At 37.5% G+C, this 18,886-nt stretch carries 14 protein-coding genes, 4 tRNA genes and 1 pseudogene; 8 read left to right on the top strand and 11 right to left on the bottom strand.

What is annotated here, in order from left to right; all coding sequences use genetic code 11:
• Positions 1-104 precede the first annotated feature (104 nt).
• Both KPC_RS01500 and KPC_RS01495 read right to left on the bottom strand, forming a co-directional pair.
• A tRNA-Arg gene (locus tag KPC_RS01500) sits at positions 105-181 on the bottom strand.
• 122 nt (positions 182-303) lie between these two features.
• Positions 304-1,527: an MFS transporter gene (locus tag KPC_RS01495; protein WP_121972671.1), complete on the bottom strand. Its 1,224-nt coding sequence runs from the start codon at positions 1,525-1,527 to the stop codon at positions 304-306.
• Between the two features lie 94 nt (positions 1,528-1,621).
• On the opposite strand from KPC_RS01495, the gene KPC_RS01490 reads away from it, so the two are divergent.
• Positions 1,622-2,062: a winged helix-turn-helix transcriptional regulator gene (locus KPC_RS01490; protein ID WP_121972670.1), complete on the top strand. Its 441-nt coding sequence runs from the start codon at positions 1,622-1,624 to the stop codon at positions 2,060-2,062.
• A 704-nt stretch (positions 2,063-2,766) separates the two neighbouring features.
• Complete coding sequence (locus tag KPC_RS01480) at positions 2,767-3,039, top strand: hypothetical protein (RefSeq protein WP_121972669.1); 273 nt, start codon at positions 2,767-2,769, stop codon at positions 3,037-3,039.
• A 122-nt stretch (positions 3,040-3,161) separates the two neighbouring features.
• Here KPC_RS01480 and KPC_RS01475 read toward each other — a convergent pair.
• From KPC_RS01475 to KPC_RS01465, 3 genes are all read right to left on the bottom strand, one after another.
• Positions 3,162-3,238, bottom strand: a tRNA-Arg gene (locus tag KPC_RS01475).
• A 57-nt stretch (positions 3,239-3,295) separates the two neighbouring features.
• Positions 3,296-3,372: transfer RNA gene (locus KPC_RS01470), tRNA-Arg, on the bottom strand.
• Between the two features lie 15 nt (positions 3,373-3,387).
• Positions 3,388-3,477 (bottom strand) — tRNA-Ser (locus KPC_RS01465).
• Between the two features lie 269 nt (positions 3,478-3,746).
• On the opposite strand from KPC_RS01465, the gene rnr reads away from it, so the two are divergent.
• The 5 genes and pseudogenes from rnr (at position 3,747) to KPC_RS01440 (ending at position 10,066) form a co-directional block, all read left to right on the top strand.
• The gene (gene rnr, locus KPC_RS01460; RefSeq protein ID WP_121972673.1) at positions 3,747-6,170 is read left to right on the top strand and encodes a ribonuclease R; all 2,424 of its coding nucleotides are present in this window, start codon (positions 3,747-3,749) and stop codon (positions 6,168-6,170) included.
• 254 nt (positions 6,171-6,424) lie between these two features.
• On the top strand, positions 6,425-8,464 hold the full coding sequence (locus KPC_RS01455) for a M3 family metallopeptidase (RefSeq protein WP_121972668.1): 2,040 nt from the start codon (positions 6,425-6,427) through the stop codon (positions 8,462-8,464).
• A gap of 43 nt (positions 8,465-8,507) precedes the next feature.
• A complete protein-coding gene (locus KPC_RS01450) occupies positions 8,508-8,714 on the top strand; it encodes a YheV family putative zinc ribbon protein (RefSeq protein ID WP_171334405.1) in 207 nt (68 codons plus the stop codon).
• Positions 8,715-8,735: 21 nt separating this feature from the next.
• On the top strand, positions 8,736-9,170 hold the full coding sequence (locus KPC_RS01445; protein WP_121972666.1) for a hypothetical protein: 435 nt from the start codon (positions 8,736-8,738) through the stop codon (positions 9,168-9,170).
• Between the two features lie 12 nt (positions 9,171-9,182).
• Positions 9,183-10,066, top strand: a pseudogene (locus KPC_RS01440) (DMT family transporter).
• Between the two features lie 222 nt (positions 10,067-10,288).
• On the opposite strand, the gene KPC_RS01435 reads toward KPC_RS01440, so the two are convergent.
• The 5 genes from KPC_RS01435 to KPC_RS01415 all read right to left on the bottom strand — a co-directional run bounded on the left by KPC_RS01435 (position 10,289) and on the right by KPC_RS01415 (position 15,602).
• Complete coding sequence (locus KPC_RS01435) at positions 10,289-12,481, bottom strand: TRAP transporter large permease subunit (RefSeq protein WP_121972665.1); 2,193 nt, start codon at positions 12,479-12,481, stop codon at positions 10,289-10,291.
• A 174-nt stretch (positions 12,482-12,655) separates the two neighbouring features.
• Positions 12,656-13,237, bottom strand: a complete 582-nt coding sequence (rrtA, locus tag KPC_RS01430) for a rhombosortase (RefSeq protein WP_121972664.1) — start codon at positions 13,235-13,237, stop codon at positions 12,656-12,658.
• An 80-nt stretch (positions 13,238-13,317) separates the two neighbouring features.
• Positions 13,318-14,403, bottom strand: a complete 1,086-nt coding sequence (locus KPC_RS01425) for a hypothetical protein (RefSeq protein WP_121972663.1) — start codon at positions 14,401-14,403, stop codon at positions 13,318-13,320.
• A 541-nt stretch (positions 14,404-14,944) separates the two neighbouring features.
• Positions 14,945-15,352, bottom strand: a complete 408-nt coding sequence (locus KPC_RS01420; protein WP_121972662.1) for a hypothetical protein — start codon at positions 15,350-15,352, stop codon at positions 14,945-14,947.
• Entirely contained in the window at positions 15,345-15,602 is a 258-nt protein-coding gene (locus KPC_RS01415) for an FAD assembly factor SdhE (protein ID WP_121972661.1), read from the bottom strand. Before KPC_RS01415 ends, KPC_RS01420 begins: the two co-directional genes overlap by 8 nt.
• Before the next feature lie 183 nt (positions 15,603-15,785).
• Between KPC_RS01415 and KPC_RS01410 the strand changes: the two genes are divergently transcribed.
• The gene (locus tag KPC_RS01410) at positions 15,786-16,958 is read left to right on the top strand and encodes an acyl-CoA dehydrogenase family protein (protein WP_121972660.1); all 1,173 of its coding nucleotides are present in this window, start codon (positions 15,786-15,788) and stop codon (positions 16,956-16,958) included.
• 398 nt (positions 16,959-17,356) lie between these two features.
• Here KPC_RS01410 and KPC_RS01405 read toward each other — a convergent pair whose 3' ends face one another.
• On the bottom strand, positions 17,357-18,847 hold the full coding sequence (locus KPC_RS01405; protein WP_121972659.1) for a flavin-containing monooxygenase: 1,491 nt from the start codon (positions 18,845-18,847) through the stop codon (positions 17,357-17,359).
• Between the last annotated feature and the right edge of the window lie 39 nt (positions 18,848-18,886).

Here is an 18,886-nt window from a genome sequence, read left to right as displayed (position 1 = left end):
ATACAGTAGATAATTTCATCTAGCTGCCCAAGATCTCATCAATTATTTAATATTAAATAAATTAAAAACAAAAAAACCGCTAAAAAGCGGTTAATTTTTCAAGTTGGTGCGCTCAGAGAGATTCGAACTCCCGACCCCTTAGTTCGTAGCCAAGTGCTCTATCCAGCTGAGCTATGAGCGCGTACTTGATGGGGACGCATTATACGCCTTTTTGTTATTTTGATAAGTCCTTTTTCACATTTTTTATTTCAATCGCATAGATATTGGACAATTCAGACATTTTCTTGGTAAAAAACAAACAGATTATGTTTTTATTTTAATTTTAGGATTAGAAATAAAAAATATAAGCGCAAGCACGCTACTGAATATACCTGCACCGCAAATACCGGTCCATCCCCAATGAGCGTAGACACTTGTTGCAATTGCTCCCCCTGTAGCACTTCCCAATGCATAAAACAACATATAAGCACTAACTAGTCGGGCGTGTAATTCTATTTTTGCCTGTTTTAAAATAGCACTCTGATTACTGACATGAATAGCTTGTATTGCAATATCCAGAATAATAATTCCAAATATAAACAATATCATAGAAGTTTTAAGCCATAGCAAAAACAACCATGAAAGTATCAATAACATTAAAGCACAGACTGTAATTTTATCCAGATATCCTTGATCAACCCACTTTCCCACTCGGATAGCAACCATTGCCCCAACAGCACCAATGAGTCCAAAAGCACCAATAGCACTATGAGAATACTGAAATGGAGAAACACTTAAAGGAAAAACCAGAGCATTCCAAAATAAATTAAGATTCATAAATCCCCAGAAGGCCAGAACACCCCTGATTTGTAATATTCGGTTAGTACATAATTGTTCAAGTAAAGAATAAATAATATTTTTATAGGAAATTTCACGTCTTACTTTGCCCGTAGAAGGTAAATTTATCCATAAGAAAAAAGAAATCAAAAAAATAATCAGTGCCGAGCTAAAATACACTCCCTGCCACCCAAATAAATCACTAAATACCCCAGCAAAAACCCTTGATAATAAAATGCCAAATAAAACACCGGCTTGAACAATAGCAACCGCAGCCCCTCTTTCTTCAGCTTTTGACAAAACTGATGTATACACGATTAAACTTTGTGTCATAGCAGTTCCTAGCATTCCGACCAGGAAGAAACTCAAAAGTAATAACCATATTTGCCCTGCTGAACCCAATAAAAGTAATGCCAGAATTAAACATGTCGCCTGAATCAATAATAATGGTTTACGTAATACTAAATCCCCTAAAGGCACAATAAAAAGTAAAGCAAAAATAGTCCCGAGTTGAGTTATTGTTATAACAAGACCTGTATATGCAGGCTGAAGAGCAAAGCCTTGCGCAATAAAATCCAATATCGGTTGCGCAAAATAAACATTTGCAACACTTATCCCTGCCGCACATGCCAAAAAAATAACAAGCGTATTCGATAACGGCGCAATGCTATTTTCAGAATGGATTAAATCAGCGGCTTTATCTTTTTGCATTTGACAACCTAGTTTTATTTTAAAACCAGTTGTACAATAAATAATCTTGTTTTAAAATGCAACTACTTTTAATGATCTGAAAAAAATATTAGCAATGCAAGATAATCACTACGAAGCATGTCCTGTTGCCCGATCCATCCAGCTTATAGGTGACCGATGGGCTTTGCTCATTGTCAGGGATGCTTTTGATGGCATAACCCGTTTTAGTGATTTTCAAAAAAGCTTGAATGTTGCCCGAAATATTCTTTCTGACCGGTTAAAAAAATTACTTGAAGCAAAAATTTTACAAGTTCGCCCTGCATCTGATGGCTCTGCTTATCAAGAATATATTTTAACCAGGCAAGGATTAGCACTATTTCCAATTATTGTAGGTTTGCGTCAATGGGGAGAACAGTTTTTATTTTCTGAACAAGAGCCTCATTCCAAACTGATTGATATAAAGACTGGATTGGAATTGGCTCCAATGGTGCCGATAAACCAAGATGGAAATGCGGTTTCCTCCAAGGATACTCAAGTGAAAAAAATAAAAGGCTGACTGTAAAATCTTATTTATTAATAGATATTTCCGTCAGCAAACACATACACTGTCCACAATAACAAACCGTTTCATCTGTAGTCTGAATTTTTAATTCGTAGGCAAATCCAATGAGCGAACGGTTACATCCGTCACAATTTTTTAACGACTGATAACAGATAAAATCAATGTATTCATAAGTGTAATATCCATCTGTAAATTTTCTCATTTTAATTTTCAGCAATGCCAAATCATGACTCTATTTTAGTAGATTTTATCTACATAAAAACTTAGAAGAATAGGTAGTACGACAAAAAATGTCGTGCTATTCATTTCCGTTTTAACACGATATATTATTGATCCACGAATAATTCAATAAAAATAAAATGGCGAACTGCTCGGTACTTTGGATTAAACCCGATATTCATTCTGAACTAGATGATAATGATATTTATCAAGAAACCAGATATGGTATTCCTTTATTTTGACTCGCATTATTTACGCAAGAAGATATTCAAATTATCCAAGATGAAGCAGATGGAGCGTTATATCCAGTTTTTAGAGCAACAATAAAAAAGAGTATCACCACATTTCAATCCAAGTTTGATCTTTGGACAAGCATATTCCATGATGAGCAAGTCAATGAATTAGCAGAGAAATTTATAGGTTTTCTTGGGCAATACCAGAACTGGGTTGTCGAGTTAGATATTAACCAAATTACTGCAATGGATCTCGAAAGCGAAAGTTGTACTGATTTTAAAAACGGAATGATCAAGATCGTCGATATCATGGATCATATCCTTTCACATCCTCAAGCGCCAATCCCTGCAAACTCCTGGCTACCCAAAAAAGTAAAGTTACTTACAACTCAAGACCGGATTCTATATTTAGACGGTTTTGGGAAACAGTTGATTCCATATCCTGAATTTGATGCACAACTAGAAAAAAATGATGAACAAGCATCTAAGTCAAAAAAATTAGGCGACGACTATTTTTAATCATTCTGATTGTATTTATAACAATGATCATTTTTCATTTAAGCAAATAATATCAATACATTGCTTTAAATATTATTTTTAGACACAAAAAAACCGCTATATAAGCGGTTAATTTTTCAAGTTGGTGCGCTCAGAGAGATTCGAACTCCCGACCCCTTAGTTCGTAGCCAAGTGCTCTATCCAGCTGAGCTATGAGCGCAATACTTGTATTGCCGAATAAACGGCATTCGTTAATTTCGCAGAGGTTTTAATTGATTGGTGCGCTCAGAGAGATTCGAACTCCCGACCCCTTAGTTCGTAGCCAAGTGCTCTATCCAGCTGAGCTATGAGCGCATCATAAGAAAAACGTGGCGGTGAGAGAGGGATTCGAACCCTCGATACAGTTGCCCGTATGCGTCCTTAGCAGGGACGTGGTTTCAGCCACTCACCCATCTCACCGTAACGAGCCGCCATAATACAAATTAATACTCGATTCATCAAGTCATCGATTCACTTTTTTATCAGTTTTTTACTCAATTAAATATTTTTTAAGCAAATTTCTTATTTTTGTTGATTTTTTATACCAAAAAAGCGCTATTTAAAATGTGCCTGATAAAAATCATAAAAAATTTGCTGCTAAAAACAGATTATTGCAATCAATTGCGTGCAGTCTTGGCTCGCATGACTTATGCTAATCACATATCTTTTGAATGCGTCCAAATGACATTATGAAAAATTGGGTAGATCCTGAAGCTAAAGCAGAAGCTGAGCGTTACGACAATCCTATTCCCAGCCGTACTCTTATTCTGGAGACGATAGAACAATTAAAAGCACCACAATCACATGCAGATTTAGTGGAGCATTTTGAAATTGCTGATCAAAAAAGTATTGATGCATTAAGTCATCGCTTAAGTGCGATGGTTCGTGACGGTCAGCTGATGAAAGACGGTTATAAGTTTGATCTGATGGCAGATCAACCTATTTATGATGCAACGGTTTATATCAATGCAAAAGGCCTAGGTTCTGCAAATATTGATGGTCAACGTGAAGAAATATTGTTACCTGAGCGCGAACTTCGCCAAGTCTTTCACGGCGACAGAGTTAAAGTTCAACAAACATCTGTAGATCGTAAAGGTAAAGCATGGGGCTATATCACTGAAGTTACGCAACATAGAGTGAAAGAGTTAATTGGGAAACTTGCTACTTATGATGATGAATACTTTATTCAACCATCGAATCCCAATGCACACCAACCCATCACATTAGAAAAAGAACTGATTGAATATGCTAAAGCCAAAGTCGGTGATGCATTACGTGTAGCCATTGATGACTACCCTACTCGTGATGAATTTTCGACTGGACACATCGTGCAATCCATGGCAGATCAGGCTGATACCCAGATCATTATCCCACAGACCATTTTGGAATATGGTTTGCCTTATGAGTTTCCTGAAGATGTTATAAAAGAAGCTGAAAGCTTTAAAGAACCAGGTGCCAAAGATCGTGCTGGTCGTATTGATTTAAGAGATTTACCTTTAGTTACCATTGATGGTGAAGATGCACGAGACTTCGATGATGCAGTCTATGCTGAAAAACGTCCTGGTGGCGGCTATCGCGTTGTGGTTGCAATTGCGGATGTAAGTCATTATGTACGTCTTGATAAACCACTTGATAACGAAGCACAAGAACGAGGTACTTCGGTATATTTTCCTCATTTTGTACTCCCTATGCTTCCTGAAGCACTTTCGAATGGATTATGTTCACTTAACCCACATGTAGATCGTCTGTGCATGGTATGCGATCTGACCCTTTCTCGTGCAGGTCGTGTTACTGGATATGAGTTTTATCCATCGGTTATGCACTCGAAAGCTCGTCTTACCTATACACAAGTTGCCAAATATTTTGAAGGCGATAGTGCTGCGATTACTGAAGATCGCAATGTTAGAAAATCGCTCAATACCTTGTTCCAGCTTTATCAAACTCTCAAGGAGCTACGTGCTAAACGTCACGCTATGGAGTTTGAAACTGTCGAAACTTATATGACTTTTGATGAGTTAGGTGGTATTGAACAAATTTTACCGCGTACTCGCAACGATGCACATAAATTGATTGAAGAATGTATGCTGCTCGCTAACGTGGCTGCTGCTGAATATTGTTTAAAAAATGATATTCCAATGTTATATCGTGTACATGAAGCCCCTGAGTTTTCTCGTATTCAAAAAGTCAGGGATTTTGTCAAACTGCTTGGACTCAAGTTCCCTGAGCAGCCAACGCAGGCAGATTATCAGGCAGTCATTGAAGCAACCAAAGATCGTATCGATGCTCCAAGTATTCATGCCGTACTATTACGTTCAATGATGCAAGCTTATTATGGCCCTAAGAATGTAGGTCACTATGGTTTGGCGTACGAAGCATATACTCACTTTACGTCACCTATTCGCCGTTATCCTGATCTGTTATTGCATCGTGCAATCAAAGCCTATTTGAATAAGAAACCTTACCCTCTTTCTGGAGCTGCGCTTGATGATGCTGGAGAACATTTCTCCCAGACTGAACGCCGTGCAGATGAAGCTTCTCGTTCAGTGACCTCTTGGTTGAAATGTCACTATATGTTACAGCATTTGGGTGAAGAATTTGTCGGGATTATCAGTGCTGTTACAGAATTTGGTCTATTTGTTACCCTCAAAGATTTGTATGTCGATGGCATGATTCATGTCAGTCAACTCGGAGAAGATTTCTTTGTTTATGATCAAGTCAGCCAGAGTCTGGTCGGACAAAACAAAGGGCAGATTTTTGGTTTAGGGGATGAAGTTAAAATCAAAGTTGCAGGCGTTAATCTTGAAGAACGTAAAATTGACTTTGAACTTTTAAAACAGCTCACCCATGCAGGTCGTGTCATTCGTAGTCGTGCACCACGTGTTGCCAAGCCTACGGCAACTGAAGAGGTTTTTGGTAAAACAAAACCTGTTGAAGCAAAAACCAGTGATGACGGAGAACAACCAGTTCGTAAGAAAAAACCTAAATCCAAGCCAAGCTCATATTCAAAAAAACCAGGTAAAAAAACTTCAAGTAAGTCTGATGCCAAAATCAAAGACAAAGTGAAGAAAAAAACCAAAAAGAAAAAATCCAATGCTAAGGCTAGAACTGAATAACACAAAAAGAGAGCTACGGCTCTCTTTTTACTTAAACCTATTTATTCAAGTGATAACTCATGTGAAAAAGAATATTTTATAACAGTATATTTGGCGAAATAATGCTGGTTATCTTTTTGAAGATAATAATGAGAACCAGATAAAAAAATACAGTGAATATAAGTTAACCAATTGTTAATTTAATAGAAATTCACTTGATTTCTATCTTGATAATCCACACATTACAAACATGACTTATATTTGGCTGAAATAATATGACATTAGAAAAGGCAACTTTGCCAGTTCCCCAGTTTGATCGCATCACACTGAAAGATTTAAAGAAACAGATTAAAGCTGCAATTCAAAAAGGTCAGACTTTTTTAAATGAATTGCAAGAGGTCGCTGTCGACCCTGAACAACAATTACTTGTATTAAATAAAATTGATCATTTAGAAAATGATTTAAATGAGTCATGGGGCATACTTTCTCATTTAAATGCCGTAATGAACAATCCAGAAACTCGTGAAGTTTATCAATCATTACTTCCTATTTTAAGTGAATATTACACTCAATTAGGACAACATAAAGTTCTATATCAGACATATCAAAACATCGCAGATCATCCTATTTTTCAAACATTGAGTGCAGCCAGACAAAGTGCAACTCGACTGGCACTTCGGGATTTCAAGCTATCAGGTGTCGCACTCGAGGGGGATGAACAAAAACGTTATGCTGAAATCTCAGCCCGCTTGTCTCAATTGTCTTCTGATTTTTCCAATCACGTCTTGGATGCAACACAAGCTTTCAGTAAACCGCTTGATGAAGAACAACTCAAAGGTTTACCACAAAGCAGTATCGAACTTTTAAAACAACTGGGACAGGCACGTGATATTGAGCAGCCTGTAGCTACTCTGGATATTCCATCCTACATGGCAGTAATGACATATGCAGATGATCGGACATTGAGAGAAGAACTCTACAAAGCATACACAACTCGTGCATCTGACCAGTCAGATCATCCTGAGTTTGATAATACTGAAACCATGGTTGAAATCTTAAGTTTACGTCAGGAAATGGCAAAGCTTTTAGGTTTCAACAACTTTGCTGAATATTCGCTTGCCAGCAAAATGGCACCAGATGTTCAGACAGTAGATCAATTTCTTGTTGATTTGGCTAAACATGCAAAAGCTCCTGCACTTCAGGAAATCGGGGAACTAAAACAGATTGCGGCTCAAGATGGTGTAACGGACCTGCAACCTTGGGATACGGCATATTATTCTGAGAAATTAAAACAACAACAATTCAATCTCTCTCAAGAAGATTTGAAACCTTATTTTCCTGCCCCTAAGATCATTCAAGGCTTATTTAGTGTCGTAAATCGTTTATACGGAATCAATATCGTAGAGCGTGAAGCTCCTGTCTGGCACCCAGATGCACATTATTTTGAATTAGAGGATCAAGGTCAGGTCATAGGCGGTTTTTATTTTGATCTTTATGCGCGTAGTGGTAAACGTGGTGGTGCGTGGATGAGTGGTTTCCGCTCACGTATGCAAACTGAAAATGGGCTACAAAAACCGATTTGTTATATGGTCTGTAACTTTACTCCACCTGTAGGCGATCAACCAGCGCTATTAACACATGATGAATTGGTTACTATTTTTCATGAGTTTGGTCATGGCTTACATCACATGTTAACCGAAGTGGATAATATTTCAGTTGCAGGCACGCATGGTGTCGCCTGGGATGCAGTTGAATTACCAAGCCAGTTTATGGAGTTCTGGACCTGGGATAAAGAAAGTCTGGATGCCTTAAGTGAACATATCGAGACTAAAAAAGTGTTATCAGCTGAGCTATTAAAAGCACTACTTGATGCTCGCTTCTTCCAGTCAGGTATGCATACTCTGCGTCAAATTGAATTTGCATTGTTTGATTTAACCATTCATAAACTTACACCTGCATTAAATGCTGCACAAATTCAAGATACTCTTGATGACATACGAACACGATTTTCGGTTGCACCGACGACTACATATAACCGCTTCCAGAATAGTTTCAGTCATATTTTTGCGGGTGGATATGCTGCAGGATACTACTCCTATAAATGGGCTGAAGTTCTGGCGAGCGATGCTTTTGATCGCTTCGAAAATGAAGGGGTTTTTAATACGAAAACTGGTGCGGAGTTCCGTAAAGCAATATTAGCTGTAGGCGGCAAAGATGCAGCTCTCGATGCTTTTATCAATTTCCGTGGTCGTGAGCCAAAAATTGATGCTTTACTACGTCATCAAGGTTGGACGAACAGTACTAAAAGTGCTTAAAATACCAATCTAGATTAATCAATAAGTGGTAAACATGATGAATATCAAAAAGCGTTTCATCGCGGGTGTAAAGTGTCCAAAATGCGAAGCGCTAGATCGAATCATTATGTTAACCACTGATGATGCGGAATGGATTGAATGTATCGAGTGTGGCTATTCAGAAAATCGTCCAACACATGTTGAAGTACAGTCGGAGCCAGCAACACCTGATGAAATTGGGGTAATTCAATTCAAGCCGCGTCAGAAATAACCTGAAAATAACGGAAAAAAAATGACGCAAACTCAGAGAGAAAACTCTCATTTAATATGGTGGATTGCTGGGGGCTTATTCAGTATTGTTTTAGCTATAATTGTTTTTTTCCAGATGAATACTCCGCCCAGGACGGAGCACCAAACATTACAAATTCCTAAGACTGAAAATCAAAGCAAACTTAAAAAAGAAAGTGCTCAACCCACACCCACGCCACCAACAACGACATCCGAATTAAAAACATTGGTAAATGATGATCTCTTAAAACAGCAGATACCAACCAGTCCAAGTCTTGCCAAAGAGGAAATGACTAAACTGGATGATATACAAAAACAGCTTCATGATCAGGCGAATACACTAAAAGATCAACATATTGATGCTGAACAATTAATTAAACTCAAAGAAGAGCAAATCAAGTTATTGGAATCACAAATGCAAGAACACAATAAAATCTAAGCTTCATATGAAATGAATCTAATCATATCAAATCGAAATCTGGTTAAAGCCATTGTTTATTTGACCTTTTCAGCCTTTTTATTTTCGGTTATGGGAGTACTGATCCGTTTTGCCTCCTATACTGTAGATAATTACACGATTGTTTTTTTTTCAGGAATTCGGTCGGTATTTTCATTTTTTTACCTCTCATTCTGAACAAAGGGTTAAATTTTTTTAAAACCCAAAAACTCTGGATGCACACATGGCGATCAGTCGTGGGATTGGCAGCCATGTATGGTTTTTTCTACGCCATCGCACATTTAAAACTATCTAATGCCATGGTTTTTACTTATTCCTCTCCAATCTTTATCCCACTGATTGCCTGGTTGTTCCTAAAAGAAAAGATTACCTTAGCCATGCTTATTGCTGCCGGTTTAGGGTTAGCTGGAGTAATCATGGTTGCCAAGCCAGATAGTGGCTTATTTAATCATATTTCAATGATTGGGTTATGTGCGAGTTTTCTTGCAGCTATGGCATTTGTCACGGTACGGGCTTTAACCAATACAGAACCTCCTGAAAGAATTGTTTTTTATTTTTGCATCATTGGCTCACTCATCTCGGCAGTCCCAATGTTTTGGGTATGGCGTCCCTATACATTTCATGAGCTTTGCTTATTGATCGGAGCTGGCTTACTTGCAAATATTAGTCAGATGTTTATGTCTTATGCCTATAAGCTTGCACCTGCTGGACAGATTGGACCTATCAATTATGTAGCTATTATATTTGCAGGAATCCTGGGTTTTTTATTCTGGCATGAAATCCCTGACCACTATGCCCTTATCGGTTTCGGATTAATTATTTTGGCAATTATCTTGTGTAGTCCCCTTATTCAAAATAAATTTCGCCAGAAAAAATAACCTAAATCAGCAATACAAAGCTTATGCTGTATTCAACATACTTTGCCTATATTTAAATCACTTCTGAATTTATATTTTGGATCAGGTTATATGATAAATATACTCAATTTAAATATATTCATACCTATAATATTCCCCCCAAATAAACCACTTAAATAAAAATGCCAGTCAATTTATCTACTGACTGGCATTGATGTTAAGTGACATACTTACTTTTCAAAATTAGTGATACCACCCAAACATTTTGAAAATATACGGTGCATAAGTCACGATTAACAGTGATGGGAACAGAACCATAATCGGTAGTAACCAACGCTCATATCGATAATAGAACTTTGTATATTTACTCTTGGCTTCTGCATCTGCTGCTGCCACCTCCTCATCACCAACAGACAGTCTTGTTAGCAAGTGATTCAATGCGACTGGAGGCGTGACATAACCAAGCTCAAATGCAACCAATACAATCATCCAGAAGTGAATTGGGTGTACCCCATTTTCAAAAGCAACAGGAGCAATCGTACCAGCAACCAAGATGACAGCACCAAATGGGTCAGTACACATGCCAATGATAGCGAGTAACAATGCCATAAAGCCCAGTGTAATCAAAATACTGCCTAGATGTGTCGGAACCATAGTCACAATTTCTGAACGCTCGATCAGGCCTGCCATGCTTGCAGACAATGCCATCAGAATGATAAGAGCACCGATATGCCCAACTGTTTCTGCTGTGGCAAAACGTACAGCACTACCAAAACCGCGACGGTTATTTGGTGTATCACTATGCTCACGCATGAATTTTGATTCACTGGCATGTATCGTAGCCAAATCTACAGTTTGTGCCTGATTGGTCGATAGTTTTTCCGAGAATAATTTATCAAACAAAATATATGCGAGGAGGATAAATGGAAGCATTACTGGAGCAGTAAACTCATCCATTTTTGTATCTAGACCATAACGATATATCGCGATAACAGCAATCGTAATCAAGATATATGGAATGACAGGAACAAAGGCTTTAGCCATGCCTGGTAATGCAACTTTTGGTGAGTTAATACGGAACTTTTGATCCGCCAGCATCAACGACACACCTAAGAATAAAAATGCAGTTAACCAGAAAACATATATACCATGGTTAAATAGCTCGTCAGAAGTCACATGACGGCTATCTAGCATAGCGATCAGCACAACCAAAAGACAAGGACGGATAACCACACCAAGTGAACCAGACATTGCTGAAACTGCCAAAGCATATTGACGTCGAGCACCAGCATTCCAGACTTCTTTATAAATAATCGCACCCGCAGCAATCACGAAAATACCCGATGCTCCCGTATATGCTGTTGGAATTGCTGCAGCAATCAAAATAAGCCAGGTCAGTGTTTCTGGAGCAAGATTCCATGGACGAAGAATATTTAGGAATAAATCCATAACACGTGTTTGTGTCAGTAACATCCCGGCCCAGATAAATAAGGCAAGTTTTAGAAAAATATCTGCAAACTCTGTAAGTTGTCCCAGATAAATCCCTTGCCCCATCGGATAGTCCATAACAAAAATGAAGACTAATCCAGTCAGTACCGCCATATAGGCATACAAAGGCACACTCAGTAATGCTAGCCCAAAGTTTCCACCTTCTTTGGTTGGTTTTGGTGGTTTAACTAACTGATACAAGCTAATTATGGTTAATGAAGCAAATAAAATAATCCATAGCCAGTAAATAGCGAGCGTCTCAAAGGTAGATGTCACCCCTGAATTAAGTACTGAACGATATTGACTAATAACCGAATAAGTTAATAGACCATTCCCCAGAACCATGACACTGGAATAAACACTAAAATCCAGCCTGGTTACTGCAGGACGTAAGCCAATATGATGCATTTTGACTGATGCAGTAATCGCAGAGACCACAACCATCAATAGTAAAATCAGAACTTTATTATCTACACCAAACTTAAAGACCCCAAAAAAAGTGGTCTCAAATGTACGATAAGGACGGATGCTTGGATGATCATCCATATATTTCATCGCCTTATCGTAAAATATATGCTTATCTTCACATAGTTGTTGAGCGGCAAGAACCGAATTACGAACGTCTGCCTCTGAAGAAGTACCAAAAATATCAGCGAATTCATCATTAGCATTAGCTTTCATCTGTTGCTGAACAAGTACATCGATATTTGGATTGCGATCACAGGTCGGCTTGCTTGGTTCAGCGCGTAGAAATGAATATTGTATCCCGCTTTTAGGATCTCCATATAAACCTTCGCCTATACGGAGCAATTGACCATGAATCATTTCACCTGTACCGATAATCAGGGTCAAAAGTAGAAGAATGAGAATGGAAAAAGTGGAAATCCACTCATTCCAGACATAACGGATGAGACCAAACCCTGATCTCTTTTCATCATTGTTTTGCATGTTTTTTCCACTTTTTTTTATTCGCCATCACAAAATTGAATTTTTTGTATAGTGCGATGTTTTCCTTGATTATGAGAATCGCTTCTCACAAGCTTTCTTTAATCTATGTTTAAATTTGCATCAAAAGCTAACAATATAAAATGACAAATTCCACAATTTTTATGGTCTTTTATGTCAACCGTCTATCTTTAAGCACTTGTGTTTAAATAATAAATACAGTAATGCAAGGATAGTTGAGCAAATAGCTCCCCATAAATGTGCTTCAACAAGAACAGGGCTACCAATCAGTTCTGCCGTTCCTGTTTGCCCAAAAGTATTTTCCCAAAGCAACTTGACCATGACTAAAGTCAGAATCAATAGTGCAAATTTTCGTTCCGTTGGTATTGTTAAATACAGGATCGCCGCAAAAACATATAAACCATGTAAAACACCTGAAAGTCCTGCATAAGCTTCAATTGCTGGATATAAAAAATAAAACACCAGACTAATCAGGGGAGACAAAACGAAAAGCGAAGTCACAAATATTTTATTTTTAATTTGTGGAAATATAAAAGGCAAACATGCAAATGCGAGCATATTCAAAAGGTAATGCACCCACCCGACATGTACCCAATGTGCTGTCCACAAACGCCAAAATTCAGAGAATAAATTAGCTCTTAAATAAATAAAAAAACCGGGAAATACCTGTAAACAGGCTGAGAAAGAGCAACATACTGCAATCAATACAATTTTTGATCGTAATTCATTTACCTGCATGTTGCTATCTCTAAGTCTTGTCAATTTAATGCCATATATTGATGATTAATCTTTGATGCATATCATCAATAAAAAATAGCTTAATTGGCATTTGTCTCTGTTGCAGGCGGAGCTTCTATGGTACCAGAGTCACCATCCTGAAACAGTTCATCTAAACCACTAGAATCGCTTTTATCATCCCAGAATGTAGTAAAACCATCATCAGCTGCACGTACTCCAGTATTTTCTGTCCAATATCGATCTGCAATTTCTTGCATCATTTGACCTGCCATACTGTCAATCAATCGGAATTCAGGATTTACAGGCTTATCTTCAGCCCGAGAAGCCCCATAAGCACGTAGCGCATTACGAATCTTGGTATCATCGCCACTGGCTTGTGCAGCCATTGCATTGAGTGCATAAGCCAAGCGTACCCCTTTCTGATCAGCAATTTTCATAGACTGATCTAAGGTTTGATATGGATCTGGTTTACCATCACCTGAACCTGGCAATAAAGTCCAGATTGTTGCACGTGTTGCATTTGGTGCTCCCCAGAACTTGGCATTATCTAAACAGCCGATGCTACGTTCAACAATTGCAGCAATATCTTTTGGCACATTGACTTGACCACCAGAGTTAATATCATTAGTCATTGCCTGTAAGCCACTTAACAGTCCCAATAAATAAACTGTTTGATCCAGATCTTTATGCATTGTTGGGCAAGAATCTCCCAACTTGTATTTATATTTTGCTTGCCAGCGCTCAGCAAACAATTGATAAGCTGTATATTGCCGCTCTGCAGCAAGAGCTGCCCAGCGCTTTTGCTCAACCCGCGCATCTTGAGCTTCAGAAACCTGATTGGCTTTTGAAGCTCGCAAATAGCGTAATTCTGCGTCAACTGACTTCCCTTCCGCACACATACCGGCAGCAGAGTATAATAATACTGCCATTCTGGTTGGATCTGCCCCCATATCTTTAGTTGCCATAATCGCTGGCGTTAAAGCTGTCCCCGTTTGACATGCCATATCTGCATCACCCATTTTCAAGATAGGTGGAACGATATGTTTATCACTAAATCCAATGGCAACATTTGCACCAGATTTAACTACATAAGAACAGCCTGATAAAACAGAAGATGCAATAAGTGCAGTCATTGCAAAACGAGTAATTTTTTGGACTTTAGACATTCTTCCTGTCCTCTATATAATTTTGTTTATATCCTTTGCCTAACATATCAGAAGCAATTTTTTAAAAACAGAGTAATTGCTCTAATTATATAATTGTAATGTGCCACAGTTAATTTTTAAAAAAATTGACCTAATCTTGGGTCTATAAAAAATTTAGGCAAAAAAAAGTAGCATTGCGACGGTTCAGCACATGCTACTTATTAAATGGTAAACTCTCAAGAGAGTCTGTTCGTTTTATTTTTTTCGATTCGTTCCCTCAGCACAGTTCCTAGTCTTCCTACAAAAATCGCTAAAAAAATAGCGATGACCAAGAACCACCACGTATGAATTTCACCCATTTTGAAATTCCTCATTCGCTGTTGGTATATTTAATTTAACTGCTGTTTGAAAATTGTGTGGCTCAAATTGTCTAACAAGGCTGAAATTCATAATTTTTTTGATGTTTTGGTCTAACAAAAGCTAAAATCCCCCCAAATAAATTTATAATATTTTGATTTTTAATAAAAATTAAAATACAAAATAAAGTTACCTTGTTAGACAATTAATGTAATTTTGCACGTGATTTTAGGCTTTTCCATTGCAACCTGCTCAATTGATCTTGCCATATCAATACAGATTCAGGCTTTGAGCCATAAAAATAAAGCACAATATAAAGCTGATGATCTAACATTCTTTCTAGTTCTAGAGTTTGTGTATTTTTATTATCACTATACTTTAATGACCAATCATTTTGATCAAGCCACTCAAGTTTTATTAACTGTTTCTGATTCAGAAAAAATATATAACTCAAAATCAGGCCTATACCCGCAATGAAACACATCCAGATATTTAAAGCTTGATATATACAAAAACAAATCAGCAGTAGCATAAATATATGCAACGCGATCGATAAACGACTGTGTTGCAAGCTGAAACTAAAGTGATTCATTTTACCCGTTACATTAGCCATGAACGTAATGTTTTAGTTTTAAAATAAAAGCTCTTAATTCTGGACGTGGTGGCTCAGCTACTTCCATGAACCAGTCCAAAAGATCAGGATCTTCCTGATCGACCAGTTCTTTGAACAAAGCCTTTTCTTCTGCATCTGCCTGTAAATAATACTGCTTCACATAAGGGTCGAAATAAACATCAATTTCTTTTAAGCCGCGACGTGCACGATAAATAACTTTACGTTCTTCTAAAGTGATTTCTTCAGACATCATTTTCCCCTTTTCATTGACTGATAATAGTGTACTGAACATCCAGAATAATTTCTTAGCTAATTTTCAAAATTGACAAAATTTATCATTTCAACATGATAAATGAGCATTCATCTCATTGTACCTGAAAGCCGCATCTGTAACGATCAAAGCACACCATAACACTATAGGGATAGAATAAAAATGCAATCAGGTGCAATCCGTCCACTTGCCAACATGTTGTCGCGCAATTTATTTACACAAGAGCATGAAGCTTTTCGTGACACAGTACGCAAATTTTATGAAAAAGAAGTTGTTCCAAATATTGCAAAATATGAACAACAGCAACATGTAGACCGTAACCTCTGGAATAAGGCAGGCGAAATGGGACTGCTTTGTACCACTATGCCAGAACAGTATGGTGGCTATGGTGTAGATCGTCTATACAGTATGATCCTTATTGAAGAACAGGCTTATGCTATGGATTCTTCGACTGGTTTTTCCCTGCACTCAGATATTGTTGCGAATTACATCAATAATTTTGGTAATGAAGAACAAAAACAAAAATGGCTGCCTAAAATGGCTTCAGGTGAGGCCATTACTGCTATTGCAATGACAGAGCCAGGAACAGGCTCAGATTTACAGGCTGTTAGAACGTCAGCAGTTTTAGATGGTGATGAATATATTATTAATGGTTCAAAAATTTTCATTACCAATGGTTATCTATGTGACATGGCTGTCGTTGTTTGTAAAACAGGCAATAGCGATAAAGGTTCAGCAAATTTGTCTCTAATCATCATCGAAGCAGATCGTGACGGGTTCAGTAAAGGCAAGCCACTGAATAAAGTTGGAATGAAAGGTCAGGATACGTGTGAATTATTTTTTGATAATGTCCGTGTACCAAAAGAAAACTTGTTAGGTGCGGAAGGAATGGGTTTTATTATGCTCATGAAAGAACTTGCCTGGGAACGCATGATTGTGGCCATTGCCTGTCAAGCTGGAGCTGAAGCTGCTTTCGCACATACAGTTCAATACACAAAAGATCGCAAAGCTTTTGGAAAGGCTATTGGTACTTTCCAGAATACACGTTTTAAACTCGCTGAATTACGCACAGAAATTGATTTTTGCCGTGCTTATCTGGATCGAAGTATGCAACTTCAGCTAAACGATGAACTTGGTATTGATGCCGCTGCAGCCGCTAAATATAAAATTTCAGATATGTTTTCAAAAGTAGTTGACGAATGCGTACAGTTACATGGGGGCTATGGTTATATGCTGGAATATCCAATTGCACGTGCATATATAGACAACCGTGCTAACCGTATCTATGCAGGAACCAATGAAATCATGAAAGAATTAATTTCTCGCACACTCTAAAACCCCAAAATAATCACTTGTGCACTAGTGGGAGGATGGCTTTTTAATAGTGAAATATTAGATCAAGATAGTCATTGCACGTTTTCTAAAAAAGCTACAATGACTTCTGAGCGTCTCCCAGCTTTTCCTAACATGGAATACACCCAAACCAATGCTTAAATAGAAACTAATCTATTGTTGTCTAGGGCTAATCCGATAACATACCTAGACGGCATAAGTGTTGTACATTCAGCATTTTCACAATCTATAAGCTATATTTTATTTTCATGATTATCTAAAACATCAATACTTATACTGCAAATTGATTTTCTATTTTTATGATATTTCTAAAATACCAAGTCAAAACATAAGCTTAAATAAAAAAGGAGCCGAAGCTCCTGAATTAAAATTAATTGTATTTAGGATACTAGCTTAGGTTTACGATTATCTTCTAAATCCCGTTTAAAAAACTTTAGAATGCCATCTTCAAATTTCGCATGTTTTAGTTCTTTACGATCTGCCAGATAATTATTAGTGACTTTCCATGGTGCATGTTTACCTTGCTTAGGCATAACATCCGCTGCACGTGCGATATAGCCTGAAGAAAGACTACCCATCACAGTATCTTCGAGAATCTCAGTTTGATCCCCCTGAGGAATAACCTCATCGTAACCCTTTTTGTCCATATAATTCAGTAGACGGCAAATGTAATCAGCAGCAATATCAACTTTCAACGTCCAAGAAGCATTAATATAACCGATGATCATTGCCATATTCGGAACATCACTAACCATAACCCCTTGATAAAGCATATGTTTAGACGTATTTAAAGGTTTTCCATCTAAGGTTGCTTTAATTCCACCCAAGATTTGAATTTCTAAGCCCGTTGCAGAAACAATAATATCAGCATCTAAATGTTTTCCAGATTTTAACTGAATGCCAGTTTCCGTAAACTTCTCAATTTGATCAGTTTCAACACTTGCTTTACCAGAACGTAATATCTTAAATAAATCTCCATCAGGAACCACACATAAACGCTGATCCCATGGATTGTATGCAGGTGTAAAATGTTTCATATCCACTTTACCCTTTAATTGCATTTCTATAGATTTTAGAAGGAATTTTCGGAGTAATTTAGGTTGTTTCTGCGCGATCGCATATATACCTCGTTGCATACCAATATTACGTGCACGGGTTAACTTATATGCTACATCTTCGGATAATACTTTACGCATTTTCTCATAAAGAAAATCAATAGATGGAATAGAAGCAATGTAAGTCGGTGAACGTTGCAACATCGTAACATGTTCTGCACCGCCTTTTGCCATGGCAGGAACAAGTGTAATTGCTGTAGCACCACTACCAATAATGACTACCTTTTTACCAGTATAATCCAAGTTTTCAGGCCAATGCTGAGGATGAATAAACTGTCCTTTAAATGCTTCACGATTCGGGAACTCTGGTTCATAACCATGATCATAATTATAATAACCTGTACAACCCAAAACGAAATTTGCTGTCCAAGTTTGTTTCTTTTGATTTTGATCTTCTACATTCAATATCCATTGCTTTAATGAAGAATCAAAATTTGCTGAAAGTACACGATGCCCAAAATTAATTTTATCTTTAAGTTTATATTCATCTACAACTTCAGATAGATAACCTTTGATTGCAGAACCAGAGGCTAATACATTAGACTGTTGCCAAGGCTTAAAATTAAATCCAAAAGTAGACATATCAGAATCTGAACGAATACCAGGATATTTGAACAAATCCCAGGTACCGCCAAAACTGTCACGACGCTCTAAAATTTCAAATTGTCTATTTGGACAATTCCTCGAAAGATGTGCTGCCAAACCGATTCCTGAGATACCAGCACCAACAATCAATATATCAATATGCTTATCCATTTTCTTTTTATAACCTTTAAACGAGTACAGTTTTATTTA

The sequence above is a fragment of the Acinetobacter stercoris genome, assembly GCF_900323515.1.
Lineage (GTDB): Bacteria > Pseudomonadota > Gammaproteobacteria > Pseudomonadales > Moraxellaceae > Acinetobacter > Acinetobacter stercoris.
The sequence above is the reverse complement of the archived record's forward strand: the minus strand, read 5'-3'. Positions and strand labels throughout refer to the sequence as shown.

Coding starts and splice junctions, on each gene's coding strand:
- KPC_RS01480 (WP_121972669.1), top strand. CDS start 2,767: ATGGATCTCGAAAGCGAAAGTTGTACTGATTTTAAAAACGGAATGATC.
- KPC_RS01415 (WP_121972661.1), bottom strand. CDS start 15,602: ATGTCTGAAGAAATCACTTTAGAAGAACGTAAAGTTATTTATCGTGCA.
- KPC_RS01455 (WP_121972668.1), top strand. CDS start 6,425: ATGACATTAGAAAAGGCAACTTTGCCAGTTCCCCAGTTTGATCGCATC.
- KPC_RS01405 (WP_121972659.1), bottom strand. CDS start 18,847: ATGGATAAGCATATTGATATATTGATTGTTGGTGCTGGTATCTCAGGA.
- rnr (WP_121972673.1), top strand. CDS start 3,747: ATGAAAAATTGGGTAGATCCTGAAGCTAAAGCAGAAGCTGAGCGTTAC.
- KPC_RS01410 (WP_121972660.1), top strand. CDS start 15,786: ATGCAATCAGGTGCAATCCGTCCACTTGCCAACATGTTGTCGCGCAAT.
- KPC_RS01495 (WP_121972671.1), bottom strand. CDS start 1,527: ATGCAAAAAGATAAAGCCGCTGATTTAATCCATTCTGAAAATAGCATT.
- KPC_RS01420 (WP_121972662.1), bottom strand. CDS start 15,352: ATGGCTAATGTAACGGGTAAAATGAATCACTTTAGTTTCAGCTTGCAA.
- KPC_RS01445 (WP_121972666.1), top strand. CDS start 8,736: ATGACGCAAACTCAGAGAGAAAACTCTCATTTAATATGGTGGATTGCT.
- rrtA (WP_121972664.1), bottom strand. CDS start 13,237: ATGCAGGTAAATGAATTACGATCAAAAATTGTATTGATTGCAGTATGT.
- KPC_RS01435 (WP_121972665.1), bottom strand. CDS start 12,481: ATGCAAAACAATGATGAAAAGAGATCAGGGTTTGGTCTCATCCGTTAT.
- KPC_RS01425 (WP_121972663.1), bottom strand. CDS start 14,403: ATGTCTAAAGTCCAAAAAATTACTCGTTTTGCAATGACTGCACTTATT.
- KPC_RS01490 (WP_121972670.1), top strand. CDS start 1,622: ATGCAAGATAATCACTACGAAGCATGTCCTGTTGCCCGATCCATCCAG.